Annotated in this window: 23 protein-coding genes; 4 read left to right on the top strand and 19 right to left on the bottom strand. The window is 63.0% G+C overall.

Annotated features, from left to right (window positions below; translation table 11 throughout):
• Window positions 1-54: 54 nt before the first annotated feature.
• Window positions 55-1,890: a glycoside hydrolase family 3 protein gene (locus D3250_RS06290; protein ID WP_158583086.1), complete on the bottom strand. Its 1,836-nt coding sequence runs from the start codon at window positions 1,888-1,890 to the stop codon at window positions 55-57.
• 134 nt (window positions 1,891-2,024) lie between these two features.
• On the opposite strand from D3250_RS06290, the gene D3250_RS06285 reads away from it, so the two are divergent.
• Window positions 2,025-3,176: a glutamate--cysteine ligase gene (locus D3250_RS06285; protein ID WP_119902523.1), complete on the top strand. Its 1,152-nt coding sequence runs from the start codon at window positions 2,025-2,027 to the stop codon at window positions 3,174-3,176.
• Between the two features lie 21 nt (window positions 3,177-3,197).
• Here the strand turns inward: D3250_RS06285 and tsaD are convergent, their stop codons facing one another.
• The 8 genes from tsaD to glmS all read right to left on the bottom strand — a co-directional run bounded on the left by tsaD (window position 3,198) and on the right by glmS (window position 11,242).
• Window positions 3,198-4,271 (bottom strand): tRNA (adenosine(37)-N6)-threonylcarbamoyltransferase complex transferase subunit TsaD, encoded by a 1,074-nt coding sequence (tsaD, locus tag D3250_RS06280; protein WP_119902522.1) that lies wholly within the window; start codon window positions 4,269-4,271, stop codon window positions 3,198-3,200.
• The gene (rimI, locus tag D3250_RS06275) at window positions 4,264-4,767 is read right to left on the bottom strand and encodes a ribosomal protein S18-alanine N-acetyltransferase (protein ID WP_119903015.1); all 504 of its coding nucleotides are present in this window, start codon (window positions 4,765-4,767) and stop codon (window positions 4,264-4,266) included. Before rimI ends, tsaD begins: the two co-directional genes overlap by 8 nt.
• A gap of 145 nt (window positions 4,768-4,912) precedes the next feature.
• Window positions 4,913-5,587, bottom strand: coding sequence for a tRNA (adenosine(37)-N6)-threonylcarbamoyltransferase complex dimerization subunit type 1 TsaB (tsaB, locus tag D3250_RS06270; protein ID WP_119902521.1), 675 nt, complete (start codon window positions 5,585-5,587; stop codon window positions 4,913-4,915).
• Between the two features lie 69 nt (window positions 5,588-5,656).
• Window positions 5,657-6,295: a tRNA (adenosine(37)-N6)-threonylcarbamoyltransferase complex ATPase subunit type 1 TsaE gene (gene tsaE / locus D3250_RS06265; protein WP_225973186.1), complete on the bottom strand. Its 639-nt coding sequence runs from the start codon at window positions 6,293-6,295 to the stop codon at window positions 5,657-5,659.
• Window positions 6,292-7,422 (bottom strand): alanine racemase, encoded by a 1,131-nt coding sequence (alr, locus tag D3250_RS06260; RefSeq protein WP_119902520.1) that lies wholly within the window; start codon window positions 7,420-7,422, stop codon window positions 6,292-6,294. The genes tsaE and alr overlap by 4 nt, the downstream gene beginning before the upstream one ends.
• 80 nt (window positions 7,423-7,502) lie before the next feature.
• Entirely contained in the window at window positions 7,503-8,993 is a 1,491-nt protein-coding gene (locus tag D3250_RS06255; protein WP_158583085.1) for an NAD(P)H-hydrate dehydratase, read from the bottom strand.
• Window positions 8,994-9,009: 16 nt separating this feature from the next.
• On the bottom strand, window positions 9,010-9,369 hold the full coding sequence (locus D3250_RS06250; protein ID WP_119902518.1) for a holo-ACP synthase: 360 nt from the start codon (window positions 9,367-9,369) through the stop codon (window positions 9,010-9,012).
• Between the two features lie 7 nt (window positions 9,370-9,376).
• Window positions 9,377-11,242, bottom strand: coding sequence for a glutamine--fructose-6-phosphate transaminase (isomerizing) (glmS, locus tag D3250_RS06245; RefSeq protein ID WP_119902517.1), 1,866 nt, complete (start codon window positions 11,240-11,242; stop codon window positions 9,377-9,379).
• 64 nt (window positions 11,243-11,306) lie between these two features.
• On the opposite strand from glmS, the gene coaA reads away from it, so the two are divergent.
• Both coaA and D3250_RS06235 read left to right on the top strand, forming a co-directional pair.
• Complete coding sequence (coaA, locus tag D3250_RS06240; RefSeq protein WP_438830131.1) at window positions 11,307-12,347, top strand: type I pantothenate kinase; 1,041 nt, start codon at window positions 11,307-11,309, stop codon at window positions 12,345-12,347.
• Window positions 12,344-13,057, top strand: coding sequence for a M15 family metallopeptidase (locus D3250_RS06235; protein ID WP_119902516.1), 714 nt, complete (start codon window positions 12,344-12,346; stop codon window positions 13,055-13,057). The genes coaA and D3250_RS06235 overlap by 4 nt, the downstream gene beginning before the upstream one ends.
• A gap of 53 nt (window positions 13,058-13,110) precedes the next feature.
• Here the strand turns inward: D3250_RS06235 and D3250_RS06230 are convergent, their stop codons facing one another.
• The gene (locus tag D3250_RS06230; RefSeq protein WP_158583084.1) at window positions 13,111-14,364 is read right to left on the bottom strand and encodes a CapA family protein; all 1,254 of its coding nucleotides are present in this window, start codon (window positions 14,362-14,364) and stop codon (window positions 13,111-13,113) included.
• 94 nt (window positions 14,365-14,458) lie between these two features.
• Here D3250_RS06230 and D3250_RS06225 point away from each other — a divergent pair, with 94 nt between their 5' ends.
• On the top strand, window positions 14,459-15,298 hold the full coding sequence (locus D3250_RS06225; protein ID WP_147383493.1) for a M15 family metallopeptidase: 840 nt from the start codon (window positions 14,459-14,461) through the stop codon (window positions 15,296-15,298).
• A gap of 30 nt (window positions 15,299-15,328) precedes the next feature.
• On the opposite strand, the gene glmM is transcribed toward D3250_RS06225, so the two are convergent.
• From glmM to D3250_RS06180, 9 genes are all read right to left on the bottom strand, one after another.
• Entirely contained in the window at window positions 15,329-16,681 is a 1,353-nt protein-coding gene (glmM, locus tag D3250_RS06220) for a phosphoglucosamine mutase (protein ID WP_119902513.1), read from the bottom strand.
• 93 nt (window positions 16,682-16,774) lie between these two features.
• Entirely contained in the window at window positions 16,775-17,416 is a 642-nt protein-coding gene (locus tag D3250_RS06215; RefSeq protein ID WP_119902512.1) for a LysE family transporter, read from the bottom strand.
• A gap of 113 nt (window positions 17,417-17,529) precedes the next feature.
• A complete protein-coding gene (gene rpsI / locus D3250_RS06210) occupies window positions 17,530-18,030 on the bottom strand; it encodes a 30S ribosomal protein S9 (RefSeq protein WP_119902511.1) in 501 nt (166 codons plus the stop codon).
• Between the two features lie 34 nt (window positions 18,031-18,064).
• Entirely contained in the window at window positions 18,065-18,508 is a 444-nt protein-coding gene (gene rplM, locus D3250_RS06205) for a 50S ribosomal protein L13 (RefSeq protein ID WP_119902510.1), read from the bottom strand.
• A 317-nt stretch (window positions 18,509-18,825) separates the two neighbouring features.
• Window positions 18,826-19,713 carry a DNA-methyltransferase gene (locus tag D3250_RS06200; RefSeq protein WP_119902509.1) on the bottom strand — a complete coding sequence of 296 codons (888 nt, stop codon included), beginning with the start codon at window positions 19,711-19,713 and terminating at the stop codon, window positions 18,826-18,828.
• Window positions 19,714-19,902: 189 nt separating this feature from the next.
• Window positions 19,903-21,357: a sugar porter family MFS transporter gene (locus D3250_RS06195; RefSeq protein ID WP_119902508.1), complete on the bottom strand. Its 1,455-nt coding sequence runs from the start codon at window positions 21,355-21,357 to the stop codon at window positions 19,903-19,905.
• 132 nt (window positions 21,358-21,489) lie between these two features.
• Window positions 21,490-22,368 carry a tRNA pseudouridine(38-40) synthase TruA gene (truA, locus tag D3250_RS06190; RefSeq protein ID WP_119903012.1) on the bottom strand — a complete coding sequence of 293 codons (879 nt, stop codon included), beginning with the start codon at window positions 22,366-22,368 and terminating at the stop codon, window positions 21,490-21,492.
• Window positions 22,369-22,513: 145 nt separating this feature from the next.
• Window positions 22,514-23,095 carry a 50S ribosomal protein L17 gene (rplQ, locus tag D3250_RS06185; protein WP_119902507.1) on the bottom strand — a complete coding sequence of 194 codons (582 nt, stop codon included), beginning with the start codon at window positions 23,093-23,095 and terminating at the stop codon, window positions 22,514-22,516.
• A gap of 64 nt (window positions 23,096-23,159) precedes the next feature.
• Window positions 23,160-24,179 carry a DNA-directed RNA polymerase subunit alpha gene (locus D3250_RS06180; protein ID WP_119902506.1) on the bottom strand — a complete coding sequence of 340 codons (1,020 nt, stop codon included), beginning with the start codon at window positions 24,177-24,179 and terminating at the stop codon, window positions 23,160-23,162.
• Between the last annotated feature and the right edge of the window lie 27 nt (window positions 24,180-24,206).

Raw genomic sequence — 24,206 nt, 5'->3', positions numbered from 1 at the left:
ATATGTTTATCAAGACTCAGTCTCAGGAGAATGCTCCTGCCCTCGGCTTCCAGATCAGCATCTGGTGTGGCCCACCGGGTGCTCCCCGACCTCCACCGGCAGCGCACCGGGAGCTTCCGTACCGGTCAGCACGCCCACCAGAGCAGTGAATGACGCCTGGGTGCGGCCATACAGCGCAAGCTTGGTCTCCGCCGTGGAGTCCGCGAGCGCCTCGGGCCGGTCGAGGGAGACCACCACATCTCCCGAACTCGGCGCGGTTCCCCCCAGCAGAGTGACCACCGGGCCCCATCCCACCTCCAGCCCAGCCTCTCGCGCGGCCATTGCGAGCCGATCGCGATCCTGCTGGGTCCCACCGTGAATCTGGAGAGCCTCGGTGACCAATTCCGTCTCGCAATCGCCTTCCACGAGTGTGATCGACTGCACCGCCACATGTTCTGCCACTGCGGAGGGGTCCCCCGCATCAGGATGTTCGCTGGCCTCCTCCGCACTGGGGGGCTCGTCGCCCTCATTCCGGCTGTCCCCGTCAGCCGGGCCGTAGATCACCCGTCCCTGCAGCTCCTCAGGGGCCGACACACCGGGACCGGCGTCCAACTCGCCGGCGGCCAACTCCTGCTGCCAAAGGACCAGGGCCACTACCCGCTCGGCAGCCTCCACCAGGCGATCCTCCTGTAACTCGCCGGACTCCACAGCCGCCATAATTGCTGCATGGGCACCAGGTGATGAGTGCGGCATGAGGATCAGGTCCGCACCGGCAGCGAGCGCTTCGACCACCGCCTGATCACCGCCGAAACCATCGGCTATGGCCGCCATGTTCATAGCGTCTGTGACAATGACACCCTCGTGGCCCATCTCGCGAATTTCTGCATAGCCAGCAGAAGATAACGACGACGGCACCCCGGCTTCCAACTCCGGCACCTCAATGTGTCCCATCATCACCATCGGCGCTCCGGCCTCTATCACTTCAGCGAACGGTTTCCAGTCGCGTTCGCGCAGCTCGCTGAGCTCCCGCTGCTGCACCGGCAGCGTGTGATGGGAGTCGTCGGTAACGGAACCGTGCCCTGGGAAGTGTTTGATGGAACCGGCCAAGCCGGCGTCTGCCAGCCCACGGACTGCCTGGAGCGCGAGCGGCCCGACACTGTCTGGGTCGGCGCCGAACGTCCGTGAGCCCATGGTGGGGTCATCCGCACCGATCGTCACATCGGCATTGGGGGCAAATGTCACCGTAAAGCCTAAGTCGGCGAGATCCGCTGCCATATGCCGGTGGACTCCCCCGACGCTCCACAACTCTCCGCTGGACTGGTGGACGGCACCGGACCCCATCGGGGTGGGCCACTCATTCAGCGGGGCACCGACACGCGTTACCAGCCCACCCTCCTGATCCACTGAGATGATCGGTGGGACGGCCCGGGCGGAGGCAGCCTCAGGATCCGAGCCGGAGCTCGCGATGGTGTCAATTTGAGCTGCCAGCGCGTCCGTCGCGACCGCACCGGAGCTGCTGGGGATGTTGTGTCCCATCAGGATGACGCCTGCTAGGTGATGGCGCTCCACCAGCTCAGCCGCAGAGTCGACGTCAGTTCCGGAGTACTCACCAATGATCACCTGTCCGGCACGCTCGTCCAATGTCATCTCGGCGACCAACTCGGCAGCCTCGGAGCGGTGCTGCTCCCCAGGCCCGGCTAGTGCGGCTTCCTGAGCCCCAACAGCTTCGCTGAAGCGCTCCTCCTCTTCGGCCCGCTCCTGCTCGGCAGCCTCTTCCGCGTTCTCCTCAGCGCCGTCTGAGTCAGCGTCCACACTGCCGGGTGAGCCAACGTCGTCGTTTTCGGCACAGGAGGTCAGCAGGAACGCCCCCGTCAAGGCAGCGACAGTCAGAACGCGTGATAAAGACACCATCCCCACAAGAGTACGGTCTGCTGGACCCGGCTGGCAGCAGCCGCAGCAGACATCGAGACTCCACATAGGACCTCTCCAGGAAAGTGCGGATACAGTTAGCTCGTTGCACGGATGGCTGATGACAGGAGAAGCTCATGGGACTTGAGTTCGCCGAATCCCCTCGCTCGACTCTCGGTATCGAGTGGGAGCTTGCACTGGTCGATCGGCAGACCGGGGATCTGCGCAGTGTCGCTGAGCGCATCCTCGAGGCGACCCGGGCCGACCACCCCGAGCTGACTCGCGACCAGGAGCACCCCTACGTCAAACAGGAGCTGCTGCTGAACACTGTGGAGCTGGTCACCGACATCTGTGGCGACGTGGCCGAAGGGGTGGGCCAGCTTCGCGAGACCGCACTGAATGTGATGAAGCACTGCGAGCCGCTGGATGTGGAGCTCTATTGTCAGGGTTCGCATCCCTTCGCACCACCCACTAAGCAACCGGTGACCGATAAGGAGCGCTACAACGAGCTGATCCGCCGCACTCAGTGGTGGGGACGCCAGATGGTCATCTATGGGATCCATGTGCACGTCGGACTGCCCAGTGTGAAGTACGCCATGCCGGTGGTCAACGCGCTGTGCAACTACAACGCGCACTTCCAAGCGTTGTCAGCATCTTCCCCTTACTGGTCCGGTGAGGACACTGGTTACGCATCGAACCGCGCGTTGATGTTCCAGCAGCTGCCCACCGCCGGACAGTCGTATCAGTTCGATGAGTGGGCCGGGTATGAGAAGGCCGTTGCTGACCTTGAGCACACAGGCGTCATCAATGACGTGACAGAGGTACGCTGGGACTTCCGTGCCGTGCCCAGACTCGGCACAGTCGAGATGCGTATTTGTGACGGGGTGGCCACCTTGGACGAGATTGGCGCCTTTACTGCATTCACACAGTGTTTGGTGGAGGACACCATGCGGCAGCTCGACGGCGGGGGATCTGTGACGTCGATGCCGCACTGGTACGTCAAGGAGAACAAGTGGCGAGCGGCCCGCTATGGCCTCGATGCCATCATTATTCTCAACGAGCGAGGGGACGAGGAGCTGGTCACCGAGGCGATGGCCCGAGAGCTGGAGCGGCTGGAACCGGTTGCTCAAGATTTGGGATGCGCCGATGAGCTCCGTCATCTGGAGACCATCATGCGCAGCGGCGCGGGGTACCAGCGGCAGAAGAGGGTCGCCGACTCCCACGACGGTGACCTTCGCCAGGTAGTCCTGGACTCCGCGGCCATCACCCGCACCTCAATCAACGGTTGAGCGCTTGGTCCAGCCCGGGGCTCAGATGACTATGCGCTCAACTGGGAGGCTGGAATCGGCAGGGATTTCTAACGACGACGCCTGCGCTCCCGCACTGACCAGCTGAGCTCCCAGCGCGGCGACCATCGCGCCATTATCAGTACACAGTGGGATCGGCGGCACTGTCAGTTCGACCCCGGCGTCGGCGCAGCGCTGTGCGAGCAGCTCGCGCAGCCGCGAGTTGGCCGCGACTCCCCCACCCAATAACATGCTCGTCAGCCCGTGCTCCTGACAGGCCCGTACCGCCTTGGCAGTGAGCACATCCACCACCGCCTCCTGAAAGCTGGCCGCGAGGTCGGCTGTTGGAACGGCAAGACCCTGAGCCTCAAACTGTTCTGCGGCCCGGGCCACTGCTGTCTTCAGTCCGGAGAAGGACCAGTTGTGCCGGTGCTTACCGGGGCTCTGGACGGTCCCTTCAAACTTGGGCATCGTCAGCCCGCGGGGAAACCGAAACGCCTTCGGGTCCCCCATCCGCGCGGCGGCGTCGATCGCGGGCCCGCCAGGGTATCCCAGTCCCAGCAGGCGCGCGGTCTTGTCAAAGGCCTCGCCGGCGGCGTCATCGATGGTGGACCCGAGCAGCTCCACATCACGAGCCAGCGATCCCACCCGGAGGATTTCGGTGTGCCCGCCCGAGACCAGGAGCGCCGCGGTGTTCGGAGCCAGCGGCGAGCTGGCAGCGTCGTGATCGACCAGGGCGACCGCAACGTGGGCCACCAAATGGTTAACACCGTAGAGCGGCTTGTCAGCAGCCAATGCCAACCCCTTGGCGGCCGAGAGCCCCACCATCAGTGCTCCTGCCAATCCTGGCCCCGCGGTCACCGCGATCGCATCGATCTCGCGCAGCTCCACACCAGCTGTCTCCAGCGCTGTGCGCAGTGTGGGGGTGAACGCCTCCAAGTGAGCGCGAGCGGCGATCTCCGGGATGACCCCACCGAATCGGACATGCTCATCCATGGAGGAGGCCACCTCGTTGGCCAGCAGCCGGGTTCCACGCACAATTCCGATTCCGGTCTCGTCGCATGAGGTTTCAATGCCGAGCACGAGCGGTTCACTCATGGGCGCCTCTCCTGTCGCTGCCGATGGGCCCAACTCTGGGCGGAGGTTCGGCGAGCCGTTTACGCATGATGAGCGCGTCGCCGCCATCCGGATAGTACTCTCGCCGCAGATGAATCTGTTCGAATCCGCTGCGCAGGTACAACTTTTGGGCCCTCGGGTTGTCCTGGCGCACCTCCAGGAGAAGGTCCTCCGCTCCCCTGCGTCGCGCCTCCTGTTCGATCAGGTCCAGGAGGTGGGAGCCCAGTCCCCTGCCCTGGGCCTCGGGGGCCACGGCCAGAGTCTGGACATCGGCTAACGGCAGCACGCACATCATGCCGGCATACCCCAGCAGTCGGTCACCCTTCTCGGCCACCCAGTAGGCACGCGTGGCCCGGTGCGGCTCCACGCTCGGCTCTGCTTGGGCCAGCTCATCGTAGAAGAAACGCTCGGGCCACGCGTCATGTGGAAAAAGCCGGCGCTCCAGCTGGCTGGCCTGGGGCACATCCTGGGCAGTCATCGGCCGGATTGAGGTGCCGGGGATCGGCGATTCAGTGCTCACGCTGCACCCCCACCCGCGCAGAGCGTCGCTGGATGTGGGAAACAGCACCTCTTGGCGGTCTCATTTCCCACATCCCGCGACGCGATCTTGCGTGGATGAACCATCAGGAGCCTCCCTGGCGCATCTGCACAGGCACTTGCGCGTCAGATTCGCGCAGGTAGAGCGGGCGCGCCTGGCACAACACCCCGTGAAGCTCACCGACGAGCGCCCCTTCGGCCAACTGACCCAGCTCGGCAGCATCGGGCACCCACGCGGACGGGTCCTCATCCATCGTGGCGGGGCGCAGCTCCTGTGGGTACAGTCCCAGCCCGGCGCCCACTGCGGGCAGTTCCGGAAGGTCCGTGGCAGAAGCCCCAAAGGGCCCCCGGACCAAACGCGAACCTTTCTCATCCCTGATGTACTGGGCCCAGTAGACCTCGCGACGCCGGGCGTCGGTGGCCACGAGAAATTCACCCTCGACTCCCGCGTCGGTTGCACGCAGAGCAAGTGAGTCCAGACTGCAGATTCCGTGCAGCGGCTTGCGCCACGCCTCGGCGAGCGCATGTGCCAATGCGAGCCCCACCCGCAATCCGGTGAAGGGTCCCGGTCCCACACCCACCGCCACACCATCGAGATCCGCGCCGGTCACTCCTGCCCCGATCATCATTCGCTGAACTGCCGGAGCAAGGACTTCCGCGTGTGAGGTGGTCTGCTCTGTACGCCAGGCATCTAGAGGCGCACCGTCGCGAGTGAGGGCGACTGAGGCACCAGCCGAGGAGTCGATGGTTAGCAGAAGCACCCCACCATGGTAGCGAGCAACTCAGTCAACTCAGGACCACTCTCCCTGCGGGCTGTGATTCCAGGCGTATCAGCGCCGCCTGTTGAGTCGGTCGAGCACCTGCGGCACGGTTGCCCACCGCGCTCCGTAGCCGCGCAGCACTGCCTGGCGCGGTGACCCTAGGATGTCCCCTTCGGACTCACTGAAATCAGTCTCAATGACGGGGCCGCCGCCTGAGGATTCTTCGGAACCGGCCCCCGCCCCTGGCCGGACGGAGGACACCGGGGGTTGGCCAAGTTCCAGGTCCAGCCAAGAGCCGGAGTCGCCCACCAGTGCCCGCTCCACCAGACCGCGACCCCATTCGACCACTGTGACTGAGTCGTCCAAGGTTGACAGGAGGTCCAGCGACTCCAGGCCGGCGGCGTCGGTGCGGTAGGCGTCCACGTGGACCAATCTCGGGGCGTCGCCGCCGGCACTGGCATGGATTCGAGACATGGTGAACGTGGGCGAGCTCACCTGGCCTCTGACCCCTAGCGCGTGAGCGAGCGCGCGTGTGAAAGTGGTTTTTCCTGCACCGAGCCCGCCGGTGAGCACCACCAAATCCCCTGACCTCAGCTCCCCGGCGAGCGCATGGGCGAACTCCGCCGTAGCCTCCAGATCGGAGAATTCTTTCTGGAGCTGCCAGTTCTCCCCCGGCAGCTCCGCGGATGGGCGAGCCGGATCGATCACAGGCTCGGCTCCGCGTTGACCACCACCCGCGGGACGCGTGCGCCGATCCGCGTGACGATCTCGTAGTTAATAGTGCCGGCCGCAGTTCCCCATTCGGCGGCCTCAATGCCCGATTCTCCGCCGAAGACGACCACTTCATCACCGACTTCCACATCGGAATCGTCTCCGAGGTCCACCACGAACTGATCCATCGCGACCCGGCCCGCGGAGCAGTACCTGCGTCCCCGGATCAGAACCGGCGCCCCGACTGCGATGCGTGGAATGCCGTCGGCATAGCCCAGAGGGATCAGGCCTAATTTGGTAGGCGCCTCCACCCTGTGGGTCAGCCCGTAACTTATGCCCTGGCCCGCCGGAACCGTCTTGACATTGGCCACAGTGGTGCGCAGCTCCATGGCCGGCCTGAGTCCCAGGGATGCTCCGGTGCGGTCGGCGAACGGGCTGTGGCCGTACACGCCCACGCCTACTCGGACCATGTCGAAGTGCGCATCCGGTCGGGACAGCGCCGCTGGGGTATTGGCCACGTGCCGAAGATCCGGAACGATTCCGTGCCGTTCGGCGATTGCCAGGGCCTCGTGGAAAGCCTCCAGCTGCTCGTCAGTCTCTCTGCGGTCCGGCTCATCAGCGACAGCCATATGGGTGAAGATGCCCTCCACGCTGATTAAGCCGCGGTTCTTGAAGTCCGCCGCGCGGCGAACCAGTTCCGGCCAGTCGGCCATGGTCGCCCCGTTTCTGCCAAGCCCTGTGTCCACCTTCAGGTGCACTCGGGCTGGTTCGTGAAGGACGTTGGCCGCTTCAGCGATGGGGTCGAGATCCCAACCGGAAACGCCGAGGTCAATATGGGCTTCGATTCCGGCGGCGAAGTCTGTGTCCTGAGTGTGCAGCCATGCCAACAGCGGAGCCTCAATTCCCTCAGCGCGCAGCTGCAGGGCCTCAGCAATATGGGCAACGCCCAACCAGTCCGCCCCTCCGCGCAGCGCCGCCTGCGCGGCGGTCATCAGGCCGTGACCGTAACCATCCGCTTTGACCGCCGCCAGCACCTTGGCCGGCCGGACGTATTCGGCAATAGTTCGCACGTTGTGGGCGATGGCAGAGGCGTCGATGACGGCCGCACGCTCCGGTAACTTCATGGACCCCAGGGTACCGGGACAAGCAGAGACGGCTTAACAGTTCATCCACAGGTGGCCGGACAAGCGACCATTCTGAATTCTCAGCCCATCGCCCTCACCACGGCTGAGGCGCCAAAGCGGCCCCGTCCTTCCGGGTCGATCCGTTGTACTGCAGCGGTGTGCATGCTCACACCCTGGGCGGCGACGGTCAACCAGTCCTGTTCCTGCGTGGCGCACAGCGCACCAAGGATTCCGCTGAGCACATCCCCCGTGCCAGCCGTGGCCAGTCCCGGGGCCTGAGCCCGGTGAAGCAACACCTCACCCTGCGGCGACGCCACCACAGTGGTGGACCCTTTGAGCAAGACGCTGCAGTCTAAGCTCCCCGCCACTCTCCGTGCAGCCTCCACAGGGTCAGCCTTGGCGGAACCACTGTCCAACATGGATGCCAGCACCCGGTCACGGAGCATGACCGCGATCCGGCGCGCCTCGCCCACATGGGGGGTGATGAGGACGTTCGTGCTCAGTCCTCCTCGTCGGCGCAGTTGGTCCCTTATGAGCCCGAGCCCGGAGGCATCAAGGACGCACGCGGTTCCCGACTCCAGCACGTGCTCCAAGACAGCTTCAGCTTCGGAGAGCAGTTGCGGCTGGTCACCGAGTCCAGGACCAATGACGACGCCGTCACTTCTGTCCATTGCCGCAGGGGTGCTTGATGGCGGGACACCCACCACCTCCGGGTAGGCGCTGATGACCCGTGAACGTACTGCCTCGGGGGCCTGGAGGACCACCATCCCCACCCCTGTGCTGACCGCAGCTCCCGCAGTGAGCAGTGCAGCGCCCGGGAAGGCGGAGGACCCGGCTACCAGGTGCAGGACCCCCCGGGAGTACTTGTGGTCAGTGGGGAGGGGTGAGGAGACATTGGTGGGTTCCTGCACACTCGTCAGCCGCACCGGGGTTTTCGGAAGATGTCGTTCAAGTCCGATAGGCACAGTGTGCAGCATGCCGCTGAGTGTGCCGCCGCGTCCGGCGATCAGCCCCTGTTTCATGCCGCCGAAGGTCACCGAGAGGTCCGCGGCGATCACGCCTTCACCGGCGGCTCCGGTGTCGGCGTTGACTCCCGAAGGCAGATCACAGGCCACCACTAGAGGTCGGAGTGCGGCGTCGTCGTTGAGGATCTCCAGACCCGGCACCTGAGGGCGGACGAAATCTCCACGAAAGCCGGTACCCACCACCGCATCTACCAGTACCTCAGTTGATGGGGGAATGTGATCCACCACCCGACCTCCGGCTGCACGGAAGGCCTGCAGGCCCTCGGGGTGGGCACGGTCTCGGGTGAGCACTGCGGCGACAGCTGCTCCCCGTCGGGCCAAGTGGGCAAGTGCGTATAGTCCGTCGCCGCCATTGTTCCCGGGCCCGATCAGGGCGGTGATCCGCGCACCGTAGAGTCCACGGCCGCGCGCCGAGGAGTGGTGATGGGCGATGTGATGGGCCAGCCCGTAGGCGGCCCGCCCCATCAGGGCAGGGCCGTATCCGGTATCCAGAAGGGGCTTCTCGGCCGCACGAATCTGATCTCCGGTGTAGACGTTAACGAGCATGGCCACCTCCTGGTGCCTACTGTAGCGACCCTTCGGCCACCACCATCCCGGTAGCGAGGTCACCGTCATGGGACATCGACAGGTGCCACCGCTCTACTCCCTTCGCGTGAGCTGCCTCAGCCACCGTTCCAACCACCTCAACATGAGGGTCACCTGCTGAGTCACAGACCACCTGACAATCCTGCCAATTCATTCCGGCGGGGGCACCCAGAGCCTTTGCCACCGCCTCTTTCGCAGCGAATCGAGCAGCGAGGGAGCGAACGTTCAGTCCCCGCTCGGCGGGGGTGAAGAGCCTTTCGCGCAGAGCTGGGGCCCGCCGCAGCTGCTCAGCGAAGCGAGAGACAGCCACGACGTCGACTCCGATTCCGATGATCACCGGGGGTTTACTCCACGGTGACGGATTTGGCGAGGTTGCGGGGCTGATCCACGTCATAGCCCTTCTCGCTGGCCAGGGCACAGGCGAAGATCTGCAGCGGCACCGTGGTCAGCAGGGGCATGAGCAGCGGCTGAGTCTCGGGGACAAAGAACACGTTCTCCGAAAATTCGCGCACAGCCTCGTCGCCCTCCTCCGCGACAGTGATGGTCTTCGCGCCCCGGGCCCGCACCTCCTGAATATTGGAGACCACCTTCCCGTGCAGCGAATCCCGGCCACGGGGTGAAGGCACCACCACGAATACCGGCTGGCCCTCCTCAATCAACGCAATCGGCCCGTGCTTCAACTCACCGGCAGCGAAACCCTCCGCATGGATGTATGCCAGCTCTTTGAGCTTCAACGCACCCTCCATCGCCACCGGGAACCCTACATGCCGGCCCAGGAACAACACGCTCGGGGTCTGCGCCATCGCCTGGGCCAAGCTCTTGATGTCCACAGCCGAATCCAGAATCGTCTGAATCTTCGCCGGAATCTTGTGCAGGTCCGCCAAAATGTCACTGATCTGACCTGAGAACAACTGACCCCGCAGCTGCGCCAGATACAACCCCAACAGATAACTCGCTGCGATCATCGCGAGAAACGCCTTCGTCGAAGCCACCGCGATCTCCGGGCCCGCGTGCAGATACAGCACCGCATCTGACTCCCGAGGAATCGTGGAACCGTTGGTGTTACAGATGCTCAGCGTCCGGGCGCCCTGCTCCTTCGCGTAGCGGACCGCCATCAAAGTGTCCATCGTCTCCCCCGACTGAGAGATCGACACCACCAAAGTGGACGCATCTATGATCGGATCCCGGTACCGGAACTCATGAGCCAACTCGACCTCCACCGGAATCCGAGTCCAATGCTCAATCGCGTATTTCGCCACCGTACCCGCATACGCAGCCGTCCCACAGGCAAGCACAATAATCTTCGAGGTGTTCTTGAGCTGCTCAGGACTGATTCGCAGCTCATCCAAGGTCAACCGGCCCTCCGCGTCAGTGCGCCCCAACAGGGTGTCCTCCACCGCCTTAGGCTGCTCATTGATCTCCTTCTCCATGAAGGAGTCATAGCCGCCCTTCTCCGCAGCCGTAGCGTCCCAATCGATGTGGAACCGCTTCCCCGCTGCAGCAGACCCGTCGAAATTGATGATGGAGACATCCCCAGCAGTGATCGTCACAATCTGATCCTGCTCCAGCTCCACCGCCTCACGGGTGAAGTCGATGAAACCGGAGACATCGCTGCCCAAGAAGTTCTCACCCTCGCCGAGGCCCACCACCAACGGGGAGTTCCGCCGAGCCGCCACCACACGATCCGGCTGATCAGGGTGGACCACCAATAACGTAAAGGCACCTTCAAGATCATTGACCGCCTGGCGCATCGCCTCCGTCAGATCTCCAGTGTTCTGGAAAGCCTCCCCGATCAGCTTTGCGGCGACCTCGGTATCGGTCTGTGACTCGAACACATGCCCGGCCAAGGACAACCGCTGGCGCAGCTGCGCAAAATTCTCAATGATCCCGTTATGAATCACCGCCAACCGGCCATCATCACCGAAGTGCGGATGTGCGTTCAGATCTGTCGGACCTCCATGGGTGGCCCACCGCGTATGACCAATACCCACCGACGCCGGAGTCAGCGGTACCTGCTCAATTTCTGCAATCAGGTTCGCCAACTTCCCTGACTTCTTCCGGGCCTCCACCGCCCCTCCGGCCACAGTCGCCACACCCGCAGAGTCATAGCCGCGATATTCCAAACGCCGCAAACCCTCCACGAGCACATCCAAGGCATGGTGCTCAACAGACTTCTCCGGCAACCCGATATAACCAACGATTCCACACATGAGCCTCACAATACCGTGGAGACAATGGGAAATGGAGATGGTGGTAGGCGGTATCGTGTCCCCTGTGCAATCCCAGCCCGTCCACCCGCGCACTGCCCCTGTGCCTGTTCCTCCGGAGGTCAGTGGAACGGCACCCTGGGCTGGTTCCCCCCCGCTGGACAATGAGTCAACGCACTATTCCCCCTTTGTCGAGCTCGACCGAGCGGCCTGGGCTCGTCTGGCGGAGTCGATGGAGCAGCCGCTGAACCAAGACGACGTCGACCGACTGCGCGGCATCGGGGAGCATCTCTCCCTGGAGGAGGTGGCACAGGTGTACCTGCCGCTGTCGCGACTGCTCAACATTTACGTCGAGAATGCGGCGAGACTGCGCTCGGCCACCAACGACTTCTTGGGTGGAACCACCCGCCGCACTCCATTCATCATCGGAGTGGCCGGGTCCGTGGCCGTGGGAAAATCCACCACAGCGCGCGTGCTGCAGGAGATGCTGCGCCGCTGGTCCTCCACCCCGCGGGTGGAGCTGGTCACCACCGACGGCTTTCTATACCCGAATGCGGAGCTGCGCAGACGCGGCATGATGGATCGCAAGGGGTTCCCTGAAGCCTACGATCGTCGGCGTCTGCTGCGGTTCGTCTCCGAGGTGAAGTCTGGCCGCCCTGAAGTGCCGGCCCCCGTGTACTCTCACGTGAAGTACGACATCATGCCCAATGAGCGGTTTGTAGTGCGTCGGCCCGATGTGCTGATTCTGGAGGGGCTCAACGTGCTCCAACCTGCCAGAGTGCGCGAGGACGGCACCGCTGGACTTGCCCTGAGTGACTTCTTCGACTTTTCGATCTTTGTCGATGCCAAGTCCAGTCACATAGAGCAGTGGTACGTGGATCGGTTCATGCGCTGGAGGCATGGGGCGTTCGCAAATCCCGAGGCGTACTTCCACCAGTACAGCCGACTCAGCGACCAGCAGGCGGTGGCGCAGGCCACCGACATCTGGAAGCGCATCAACGGCCCTAATCTGCGTGAGAACATTCAGCCGACCCGGTCCCGCGCTCGGCTGGTGATGTCCAAAGACGACGATCACAGCGTGTCCCGCGTCCTGTTGCGCAAAGTATGAGTGGACTCGCAGAGCAGGTGGTGGCTCTGGGCGTCATCGCTCTTGCCCAGCTTCCGCAGCCGCAAGACCTGCAAGCGTCTCAGGCGAGCGGGGACCCAGACTCAATCCATGTGCTGGTCAACCGTCAGAATCCTCTGGAACCGGTGGACTACTCACCAGATGATCTGGCGGAGGTGGGTGTCCGCACTTCCGAACCGGAACCGGTGTATTTGCGGGAGGAGGCGGCCGAAGCTGCCGAGAAACTCTTTGAGGAGGCTTCGGACGACGGAGTCAGTCTCGCCGCGACGAGCGGCTACCGGTCCTTCGAATCGCAGGCGCGACTCTACTCAGCGCGCTATGCAGAGCACGGCGTTGAGCCCACCGATGAATTCGCCGCACGTCCGGGATACTCCGAGCATCAGACGGGTCTAGCGGTGGATGTCATCAGCATCGACAACCCTGAGTGCATTCTCGGAGAGTGCTTCCATGAGACCCCAGAGTTCGATTGGTTGGAGGACGGCGCCGACGACTTCGGGTTCGTGATCCGATACCCAGAGGGGATGGAAGACATCACCGGGTTCGCTTATGAGCCCTGGCACCTGCGGTATGTGGGTACGGAAACGGCCGCGGAGGTGGCGGAGCGCGACCTCACGTTGGAAGAGTATTGGCGGGAGCCTGCGGCTCCGGAGTACGACGATCCAGAACCCGACCCCGAACACCTGCGCCGCTGACGCCGACAACTCTGAAGCCGCCGCGAGGCAGGGACTGACCTCCTGCGGAACGACTAGTCACCGCGCGGCTCGACGATCGGCTCCTCCCCTGTGGGCGAGGGCGGTTCCTCACGCAACGCTTGGTCAGTCATCACCTCCAGCATGCGGTCCCATCGGTCCTGAACGGTCTCCTCGCTGAGCTGCACACCATCGGGAGTCGCACCCTCTGTCAGGTCCAGCAGCGGCCAAATTCCCCGGTGCGGCTCATCGTCGGTGGGCCCTCGGTCCACGGTGACCGGCAACCAGTCCATGGCGATGACCTCAGCAGCGTCGTCGTCGACTTCGACCGTGGCGTAGACCACGGTCCCGCTGGCCGTCTCTGGGATGCAGCAGGCCTCGTCCTGGTTGGAGAGGAAGTTGCCCATGGACCACACCACCCACATGCCTTCACCTTGGGGCCCGCCGTCCAAGTGCTCCACAGGCTGGGGAGTGTGAGAGTGCCCGCCGAAGACCGCGTCGATCTCACCTCCGGCCGCCACCCTTTCCCCGTACTCACGCTGCTCCGCAGTCGGCTCGTGAACGTACTCCGCCCCCCAGTGGACAGAAGCGACGACGATGTCTGCACCGTCCTCACGCGCTTGGCCTGCGAGTTCGGTGAGTTCATCCGCCGAGACATCAGTCACCCGCCACGGTTCGTCCTCCGGCGGGGGGTAACCGTCATTGTGAACCATGGTGGTGGCCAGATGCGCCACCGTGACTTCGCGGCCGCCCCTTTCCAACGTATACAGCTGTGGCCGATCAGCCTCCTCTGCTGTTCGCGCGGTTCCAGAATGCCCCAGGCCCACTTCGTCGAACACGTCGAGAGTCCTTTCCTGTCCGGGTACGCCCTGGTCGAAAGAGTGGTTATTGGCAGTGGAACAGCCGTGGAAACCCACTGAGGCCAAGTCCTGGATCAGTTTCGGTGGCGCAGCAAATACTGGATAACCGACTGGCTCGACCCCTTCGGGAGCTATCGGGACCTCCAATCCGCACAGAGCAAGGTCTGCACCGTCTATGAGATCTTCCACGCCTGCCATCAGAGGTGCGAAGTCGTAGTCTCCCTCCTCGGCGAGTGCGGCAGCCTCGTCGATCACATTGTCATGGATGAGAACGTCACCCGTACCTGCGATGGTGAACTGCTCCGGCTGCGGAGCCTCTGTCGGGGGCTCTTCCTCCGCGTTATTTCCCGTTCCGGGGGACTGATTGTCAGGGTCAGCGGTCGTGATCGATGCGGCGTCACCTTCCCCCGAATCATCGGCGCAGGCCGTCAGGGCAAGTGCTGCTCCCATTGCCACCAAGAGAGGCCTTAGAAACCGGTTTCGGGTGCTAGTCGAGTCCCACATTGTGTGCGAGCCTACCGCGTTCACCCACTACGGTGGAGTGATGCGCATACTTACTGTCGGCGCCAGCTTGATGCTCCTGATGGTGGGTTCCGCTTGCGCTGACGGGGAGGACTCCTCGGAGAGCCAGGACGCTGCCCCCGCTGAGAGCCCGGCTGCGGAGGACAAAGACACTGAGGACGCGGAGTCTGAGCTCGATCAGAGCTCAGACTCTGAGGATCATGACGACATTCCGGAGAGTTCCGAGCATGAACCGGTCAGCCAAGCATCGGCGGATCCGGACTCGGTCCACATCTTGGTGAACAAACAGAATCCGCTGGACCCGTTGGACTACGAACCGGATGACCTGCGGGAGGTGGATGCGCCGCGCGAATTCAGTGAGGCTCCGCTCCGTGACGAGGCTGCCGAAGCCTATGAGGAGCTTCACGCAGCGGCGGCCGGCGACAACATCGACCTGTGGGTGACCACCGCTTACCGCGACTTCGACTTTCAACAATCGCTGTATGAACAGCGCTTCTACGAGGATGGTGCGGCGGCCGCAGACCGGGTCAGTGCCCGGCCCGGATTCTCGGAGCACCAAACGGGACTTGCAGTGGATGTGGCCGACCTGGAGGATCGTGAGTGTTATCTGCGGGCCTGCTTCGGAGAGTCAGAGCAGGGCCAGTGGTTGTCCGAACACTCCGCTGAGTTCGGTTTCGTCATTCGGTATCCGGAAGGCGCCGAGGAGATCACCGGTTTTCAGTACGAACCGTGGCACCTGCGGTACGTGGGACAAGAGACTGCTCGTGATGTCTTCCAGCGTGGGTTGACCCTCGAGGAGTATTGGGATGAGCCTCCAGCGCCCGGCTATGACCAGGAGTATCAGCCGAGCCGTGAGGAATAGGCCATTCTCCCATGGCCGCTTGGACGACTTTCAGAGCGCAAGCTCTGCCTTGACCACGTCGGCGAGGACTTGAGATTCAGCGTGCGCGAGGTCCGCGGTGGGAGCTTCCACCATGACCCGCACCACCGGTTCAGTGCCCGAGGGACGCAGGAGCACCCTGCCATGCTCTCCTAAACGCGTTTCTGCGGCGTTGACCGCCTCCTGGACTGCGTGGTGAGTCTTCACCTTCGCCTTGTCCACTCCCCTGACGTTGATCAGCACCTGCGGAAGTCGCGTCATCGCTTCTTCGGCCAGGAGCCTCAGGGGTCTTCCGGTGGCCGCGACCCGAGCCGCCAGCTGCAACCCGGTCAGTAAGCCATCACCAGTGGTCGCATAGTCGGCGAAGATCAGATGCCCCGACTGCTCGCCTCCGAGGGAGTACCCGCCGGCCCGCATCGCTTCGAGAACGTAACGATCCCCCACTGCGGTCTCCACCAGTTCGATCCCGGCCGCAGCCATGCCCAATTTGAGGCCTAGGTTGCTCATCACGGTGACTGCGAGAGTGTTGTCCTTCAGTGCGCCAACTTCCTTGAGCGCCAGCGCGAGAACTCCCATGATCTGATCGCCGTCGACCAAGGCACCAGTGTGGTCCACTGCCAAGCAGCGATCCGCGTCCCCGTCATGGGCGATGCCCATATGCGCTCCATGGGAGACTACTGTTTCTTGCAGCCGGTTGAGGTGAGTTGACCCGTACCCGTCATTGATATTCAGGCCATCGGGTTCAGCGCCGATGACCACGATCTCCGCGCCCGCGGCGGCGAAGGCCTCCGGCGAACAACCACTGGCTGCCCCGTGTGCGCAGTCCAGGACGATCTTCAAGCCTTCTAGCCGCACTCCGCTGAGCGATTGCAGAAGATGCACCACATACCGGTCCTCTGCGTCGGAAAATCGCTGCACCCGGCCTACGTCGGAGCCTGTGGGCAGCAACGGAGGTTGACCGATCTGCACTTCGATCTCATCCTCGACTGCGTCGTCGAGTTTGTGGCCCCCAGCACCGAGGAACTTAATGCCGTTGTCTGGTGCTGGGTTGTGGGAGGCGGAGATCATGACCCCGAAGTCGGCGCCGAAGTCGGCGACCAGGAAGGCGGCCGCTGGGGTGGGCAACACCCCCGCGTCGTAGACGTCGACCCCAGAGGAGGCCAGTCCCGCCTCAACAGCGGCGGACAGAAATTCCCCAGAGACACGCGGGTCCCGTGCCAGCACTGCGACGGGACGCTTACCCGCGGGGGTGCGTCGATGTCCCAGCACCACTGCAGCGGCTTGGGAAAGACGGAGGGCCAGGTCCGCGGTCAGCAGCCCATTGGCCTCACCACGAACCCCATCGGTTCCAAATAATCTGGTCATATTGGTGGTGAGTCTAACGTCAGATGCTCAAAAAGCCTCGTTTAGAAAACCCTGACACGCATTTGGGCGTAAAACCTGTGGCCTAGCTTCGAATTAGCTGAGTGTTGTCTGTACGGTCTGTGCGAGCAGCAACACAGCCATCACCACCAACGCGGCGCCGGCGCCACCTTCGATGACACGGGTCCACAGCTGACTGACCGCCCTGCGCAGTCCCGCGATCAGTCCCGCACAGACGAAGCACCACACGACCGACGATGCCATGAAGGCCATGAAGAACACCGCCAATGGTCCAAGAGGCGCGTCCTGTCCGAGCGCACCACCAACTGCGCCACCTGCTCCGGCCCAATAGACCACATTCCACACGCTGGCCAATGAGACGAGTGCGCCTGCGGTCAGCGGCCCTCGCAAGATATTGCTGCGTGTCACCTGCGCGGCGACCTGCCGTGGTCTCGGCCTAATTGCATCTCTGACCCCCTGGAATCCGAGCACCAGGAGCACCAAACATCCGGCCAGAGTAAGGGGGACGTGTAGCTGAGGCTGGGTCAGCATCGCGGCCGCGCCAGCTAATCCGAGCACCGCCCAAGCGGCATCCCCCACCAGGGAGCCCACCTGGACGCCAAGAGCTGGACCAAAGCCGCCCCTGACCCCGCGGCGCAACGATTCGGTAAAGACCGGTCCAGGTGCTGCGTTGAACACCAGCCCCAACCACAATCCGGTGAGAATCAGCTCAATCACGTGAACAGCCTGCACGGACGCCGTGCGATACAGGTAGAACTGACTTGAGCGTTCCCGAGAAGAGAAATGCCCCGCTCGGGGGCCGAACGGGGCATTTCATCAACACTGGGAAATCAGCGCTTGGAGTACTGCGGCGCCTTGCGGGCCTTCTTGAGACCGGCCTTCTTCCGCTCCACCGCACGGGCGTCGCGAGTCAGGAAGCCTGCCTTCTTGAGAGCCGGGCGGTTGTGGTCGCGATCGATGCCGTTGAGCGCACGGGAAATACCAAGCCGGAGCGCACCTGCCTGACCGGAGGGTCCACCGCCGTCGATACGAGCCACGACGTCATAGGCGTCATTGAGGCCCAGCAGGGTGAAGGGATCATTGACCTCCTGCTGGTGCAGCTTGTTCGGAAAATAATCCTCCAAGCTGCGGCCGTTGAGCGTCCACTTCCCTGTACCCGGCACAATGCGTACGCGGGCACGAGCGCGCTTGCGACGACCGATGGCCGCGCCTGGCACAGTCAGTGGGGCACGCTCAGCGGTGGCCTCCTCAGTTGAGGTAGTTGGGGTCGATTCCGAGGTGAAGCTTGTCAGCTCCTCGGTTTCAGTAAGCTCTTCAGTGTTCTGAGCCACGGTTCTCCTAAAAGTCTCTAGAGTCGGGCCCGAATTACTGGGCGACCTGGGTAATCTCGAATGGCTTCGGCTGCTGCGCAGCGTGCGGGTGCTCACTGCCTGCATAGACGCGCAGCTTTGTCAGCTGAGCGGTGCCGAGCTTGTTGTGCGGAACCATGCCTTTGACGGCCTGCTCCACAGCTCGGGTGGGGTGGCGCTCGATCATCTGTTCGAAGTTGATCGAAGTGATGCCGCCCGGGAAGCCTGAGTGGCGGTAGTAGGTCTTCTTCGCTGCTTTATCGCCGGTGACGGCGACTTTCTCAGCATTGATAATGATGACGAAGTCGCCCATGTCCTGATTCGGGACGTAGGTGGGCTTGTGCTTGCCGCGCAGTAGCTGAGCTGCCTGCGAAGCCAAACGGCCCAAGACCACGTCGGTGGCATCAATGATGTGCCACTGCGGGTCGGCGTCGCCTTCTTTGGGGGTGTACGTACGCACGGTTGGTATGCCTTACGGTCGGTGTTCTACGGTTCACGCAGCGTCGGGGCAGTGTGTGAGATTCACTGCCTTCCAGCGCGTGATGCACTTGGTCTCAGACGCGAAAACCGTGGGTTTCCGCACCCTTCAGGTCGCAGCCGCCAAGGCGACTGCTGTTTCAGCGCGCTGCCCGATTCCCGGGTGAGGGCCGGGAAGATTCGGGGCCCGTTGTCTCCCGCGAGGTTCGTGGAGGCTTGACGGCCATGCAACTGGACCGCCTCAACACGAATCCAGGCAGGTCTGGACACGCACAACAACCCTTGACTATACCTGGTTGCTCACGACGCCGCCAATTCACCCTCCGCAGCTACGAAACGCGGAGGCGTCGGGGTGGCTTCCAACCGCCTTCTCATGACGGCGATGGCCTCAGGATGGGAGTCGATCAGGAGATACCTGCGATCCAGTGCTCCAGCCGCGGCCCCTAATGTTCCGGAACCGGCAAAAAAGTCCAGCACCCAATCCCCCGGGCGGCTTGAGGCAGCCACCATCCGTTTCAGGATTCCGACCGGCTTCTGCGTCGGGTAGCCGGTGCGTTCCCGGGCGTTGGGGGCGACTATCGTGTGCCACCACACGTCAGTGGGCAGTTTCCCGCGGGCGACTTTGTCTGGGGTCACCAATCCCGGCGCCATATATGGTTCCCGATCCACATCTTCATTGTTGAAATGATAATCCTTGGGATTCTTGACGTAGACCAGAATGTTGTCGTGCTTGGTGGGCCATCTGCGCTTCGCTCGAGCGCCATAGTCGTATGCCCAGATGATCTCGTTGAGAAAGCACTCCCGGCCGAAGAGCGCATCCAACATTACTTTGGCGTAGTGGACCTCGCGGTAGTCCAGGTGAAGGTACAGCGTGCCGGTCTCGTTCAGCAGCCTCCAGGCCTGCTCGAGGCGCGGGGCCAAGAAGTCCCAGTAGTCGCTGAATACGTCATCATAGGCGGTCAGCGCGCCCCGGAGAGTCTGATAGGTGTGCCCTTTAAAGCCCACACGGTCTCCGTCTGCGGCCCGCACGGTGCGCATGCGCTGGGCTCGCTGAACCCTCCCAGTATTGAACGGAGGGTCGATGCAGATCAGCTGAAAGGACCCCTCCGGCAGAGTTTCGAGCACCGGCAGGTTGTCCCCGGCGATCACAGTATTGGGTGCGGTGGGACTCCAGAGCGGCTCTTTCACCGCTCCAGCCTATCCAGGGGGGAACTGCGCTGCAGAGTCGATTGCGCTGCCAAGTCGAGCACCGCCTGGCACAGCGTCTCGGAATGTTGGAAAGTACCGGTGGAATGGCGAGACTTTCCAACATCTATAGACGCTCTGCTGGAGGGGGTTGGCTCAGTATGCCCGAGGAAGCGGCCGCTGCACGCTGGGTCACACCGTAGAATATGCCTTCTCCTGCATCTCCTCGATCTCCCGACCCTTGGTCTCCGGGAGATACTTCAGCACGAAGACCAAGCTGACTAGCGCACTCATGCCGTAGAACGCGTAGGCGAAGACTAGGGAAAGCTCTGCCATCTGCGGGAAGAGCGTCGAGATGAGAAAGTTGGATCCCCAGTTGAAGGCCGAGGCCACTCCGAGGGCCACGGCGCGGATTCGGTTCGGGAACATCTCTCCGAGCATCAGCCACATGAAGGGACCCCAGGTCGCGCCGAAGCCGAGCACGAAAACATTCGCTGAGACCAGGGCGATGACGCCCCACGGCTCCGGCAGCGAGACGACGGTCTCCACGTCACCGAATTCGTTGGTGGCCGTTGATTCAACAGCCTGCGAGAAAGCCACGGCCATCATCAGCAGGCCCCCCGCCATGACAGCGGACCCCACCGCCAGCGGAATTCGACGACCCACCTTGTCAACGATCAGGATGCCGACGATGGTCGCGAGGATGTTCACACTGGTAGTGATCACTTGGACCAAAAGTGCCTGGTCTTCAGCAATGCCCACCGCCTGCCACAGCGTGGTGGAGTAGTAGAAGATGACATTGATGCCCACAAACTGCTGGAAGACTGCAAGGCCGATGCCGACCCAGACAACCGGTATCAGTTTTCCGCTGACGAACAGGTCCTTGAGCTTCTGCCGGGCTTCCATATTGATGGTGCGCTGAATGTGCTCAATCTTGGCCGCGACCGCATCGGATCCGCTGAGACCAACCACATCGGTGAGGATCTTGGCGGCGGCGGCGTCCTTGCCGCGAGAGACCAAGTACCGCGGCGACTCCGGAATGCTCAGCGCCAACAGCCCGTAGATCAGTGCTGGGGCAGCTTCTGATAGGAACATCCATCGCCAAGCGTCGAGTCCGAACCAGAGCTCCTCTGCCGCGCCGCCGGCGATGTCGGCGAAAAGCGCATTTGAAATTGCTGCCATGAAGATACCGACGACGATCGCCAGCTGGAACAGTGAACCCAGCCTTCCCCGCCAAGCGCTCGGCGAGACCTCAGCGATGTAAGCCGGCGCGATCACCGACGCCATACCGACGCCGATGCCACCGACAAGACGCCAGAAGATGAGATCGTAGACGCCCACCACCAGCGCACATCCGATAGCAGAGAAAAAGAAGAGCGACGCCGCCAGCAGCATGGCTTTCTGGCGACCGACTCGGTCTGCGATGACTCCACCGCTGAAAGCCCCGACCACGCACCCGAGCAGAGCGCTGGAGACGCTAAATCCGCTCATCAGCGCTCCGAGCTCGAACTCTTCGCGAATGGGGGCGACGGCCCCGTTGATGACCGCGGTGTCGAATCCGAAGAGGAAGCCGCCGAAGGCCGCCACCATCACAATCCATGTGACAGCACCGAGGGCCGGTGATGCAGAGGGTGAATGTGGAGCCATGACTTCGAGGTCCTTCCAAGGTGAAGGGCTGGGCAGTGCGCGAGCCGAGTACATCGGCGCCAGAGGGATCCTACCCGAGAAGTCCACACGAGAAGTCGCTGACCAGCTCTTTCGCCCTCGTCGGGGGACCTCTCAGAGGTGTGGCCGACTGTGCCTCTCCCGGCGGGCACGTGTCTGCTCTGCTCGAGCGGCCAACTGCTCCTCCTCGTCGGGATAGTCGACCCGCTCGAGCACCAGTCCTTGAGGCGGGGCGAGCCGGACACGCTCGTCCCAGGCAGGTTCGGTGAGCCGCGCCATCAGCCACCCCGGCTCGCGACGGCCTTCGCCGACATCGAGACATGCCCCAATCAGCGCCCGGACCATATGGTGGCAGAAGGCGTCTGCGGTGACGAGTGCGGTGATCACCCCATCCGTCCCGCGACGGACACTGAATTCAGCCAGACGGCGAATGCTCGTGGCGTGCTCGCGGGGACGGCAAAAACTGCCAAAGTCGTGAAGGCCCAAGACGCTGGTGGCTTCGGCGTCCATCAGTGCAGCGTCCAGCTGACCGTTTGGCTGAAACTTTCGGGAGGGGCGGATCCAGGCGGTGTCGTGCCGTCTAAGCGGATCCCACAGCTCCACCCTATCGGCGATTCGGTATGTGTACGTGCGAGTCAGCGCTGAGAATCGGGCGTCGAAATTCGCGCTCACGCGATTCACCGCGTGGAGGACCACCGCCCCGCCCTCGCTGCCTAGCACGCCGTTGAGTCGCTGCAGCAGCGCGGCTTCCGGCGCGATGTCTCTGCCGCGGGCCAGGGACTCCCATTCAGCCTGGGTGAGGTCAAGGTGGACGACCTGTCCGCGGGCGTGGACCCCTGCGTCAGTGCGTCCGGCGACCACCACGGGCACGTCCCGGCGAATCACGGTGGCCAAGGCCCCGCGCAGCACACCTTCTACGGTCCGCTGTTCAGGTTGGTGAGCCCAGCCGCTGTAGGCGATGCCGTCGTAGGCCAGATCCAGACGAACACGCATGGCCATCACTCTATCCGCAGCGGCCAGTGCGCAGAACTATGGGGCGCTCAGGCCACGGGGCAGCAGGCAGGAACATCTATCTCCCCTTAAACCTGTGGGCCCCGACCAGCTGGTCAGGGCCCACAGAAGAGTTGATCCAGAAAGGTTACTTCTGGTCGTCAGACTGCTCTGTAGCGGACTCAGTCACCGCAGCGTCACTCTCAGTGTCGGCTGAAGACTCGGCCGCGGCGTCATCCGAGACCTCAGCCTGAGCTGCTGCAGTCTCCCCAGTCTTTGCAGTCTCGGTCTCCTGAGCCGCTGATGCAGCTGCCGCAGCAGACTCTGCGTCGCGGACAACCTGCTGCTTGGGGCTCACCGGCTCCATCACCAGTTCGATGACGGCCATGGGGGCGTTGTCACCCTTCCGGTTGCCGATCTTGGTAATGCGCGTATAGCCACCCTGACGCTCGGCCATGGCCGGAGCGATCACGGTGAACAGCTCGTGAACGATCGCCTGGTTGGTGGCGTTCTGCGCGCTGATCTTGGCGACCACCTGACGGCGGGCAGCAAGATCGCCCTTCTTTGCCACAGTGATCAGGCGCTCCGCGTATGGGCGAAGACGCTTAGCCTTAGTCACCGTCGTGGTGATCGATCGGTGCTCAAAGAGGCTAGCGGCCAAATTGGCCAGCATCTGCTTCTCGTGCGCCGGGCTGCCGCCGAGGCGCGGTCCCTTAGTGGGGGTTGGCATGGTCTCTTACTCCTTGTGAAAAGCGCTCACCGTCTGAAGCGAACGAATGTCTGGTACCTGTGGCTCAGTTGGAGAACTGAGCGTCGGCCTCGTCGTCGTACTCGGCCTCTTCAGCAGCGAAACGGGCCGCCGTCGGGTCAAAGCCCTCGGGCGAGTCCTTGAGCTGAAGGTTGTACTCAACCAGCTTCTCCTTGACTTCGTCGATGGACTTGGCACCGAAGTTCCGGATATCCATCAAGTCAGCCTCTGAGCGTGCGGTGAGCTCACCAATGGTATGGATGCCCTCACGCTTGAGGCAGTTGTATGAGCGCACAGTGAGCTCAAGATCCTCAATGGGGAGGGCCATATCGGCAGCAAGGGCGGCATCGGTTGGGGACGGGCCGATTTCAATGCCCTCGGCCGTGATGTTGAGTTCCTTGGCCAAGCCAAACAACTCCACCAGGGTGGAACCAGCTGAGGCCAGGGCATCACGTGGAGCCATGGACGGCTTGGCCTCAACATCGATAGTCAGCTTGTCGAAGTCGGTGCGCTGCTCGACACGAGTGGCCTCAACCTTGTAGCTGACCTTCTCTACTGGAGAGTAGATGGAGTCCACCGGAATACGGCCGATCTCCGAGTCCTCCAGCTTATTCAGTGCAGCGGAGACGTATCCACGACCGCGTTCGATGGTGAGCTCCAGGTCCAGGCGGCCGTCCTCATTGAGAGTCAGCAGCTGCTGGGCCGGGTTGTGGAACTCCACACCTGCAGGCGGGGTGATGTCCGCTGCGGTGACCGGACCGGGGCCCTCCTTGCGGAGGTAGGCGACAACAGGCTCATCGTGCTCGGAAGAGACGGAGAGCTTCTTGACGTTGAGGACCAGTTCGGTGACGTCCTCCTTGGCGCCGGTGATGGTGCTGAACTCGTGGAGGACACCGTCGATACGGATGCTGGTGACTGCCGCACCGGGGATGGAGGACAGCAGAGTTCTGCGCAGAGAATTGCCCAGGGTGTAGCCGAAGCCTGGCTCGAGCGGTTCGATGGTGAAGCGTGAACGGTTCTCGTCGACGACTTCTTCAGTCAGCGTGGGGCGCTGTGCAATGAGCACTGGTCATTCCTTTCAGAGTGCGTCCGC

The organism is Nesterenkonia natronophila (genome assembly GCF_003595215.1).
GTDB lineage: Bacteria > Actinomycetota > Actinomycetes > Actinomycetales > Micrococcaceae > Nesterenkonia > Nesterenkonia natronophila.
This window is presented reverse-complemented; position numbering and strand designations above follow the sequence as displayed.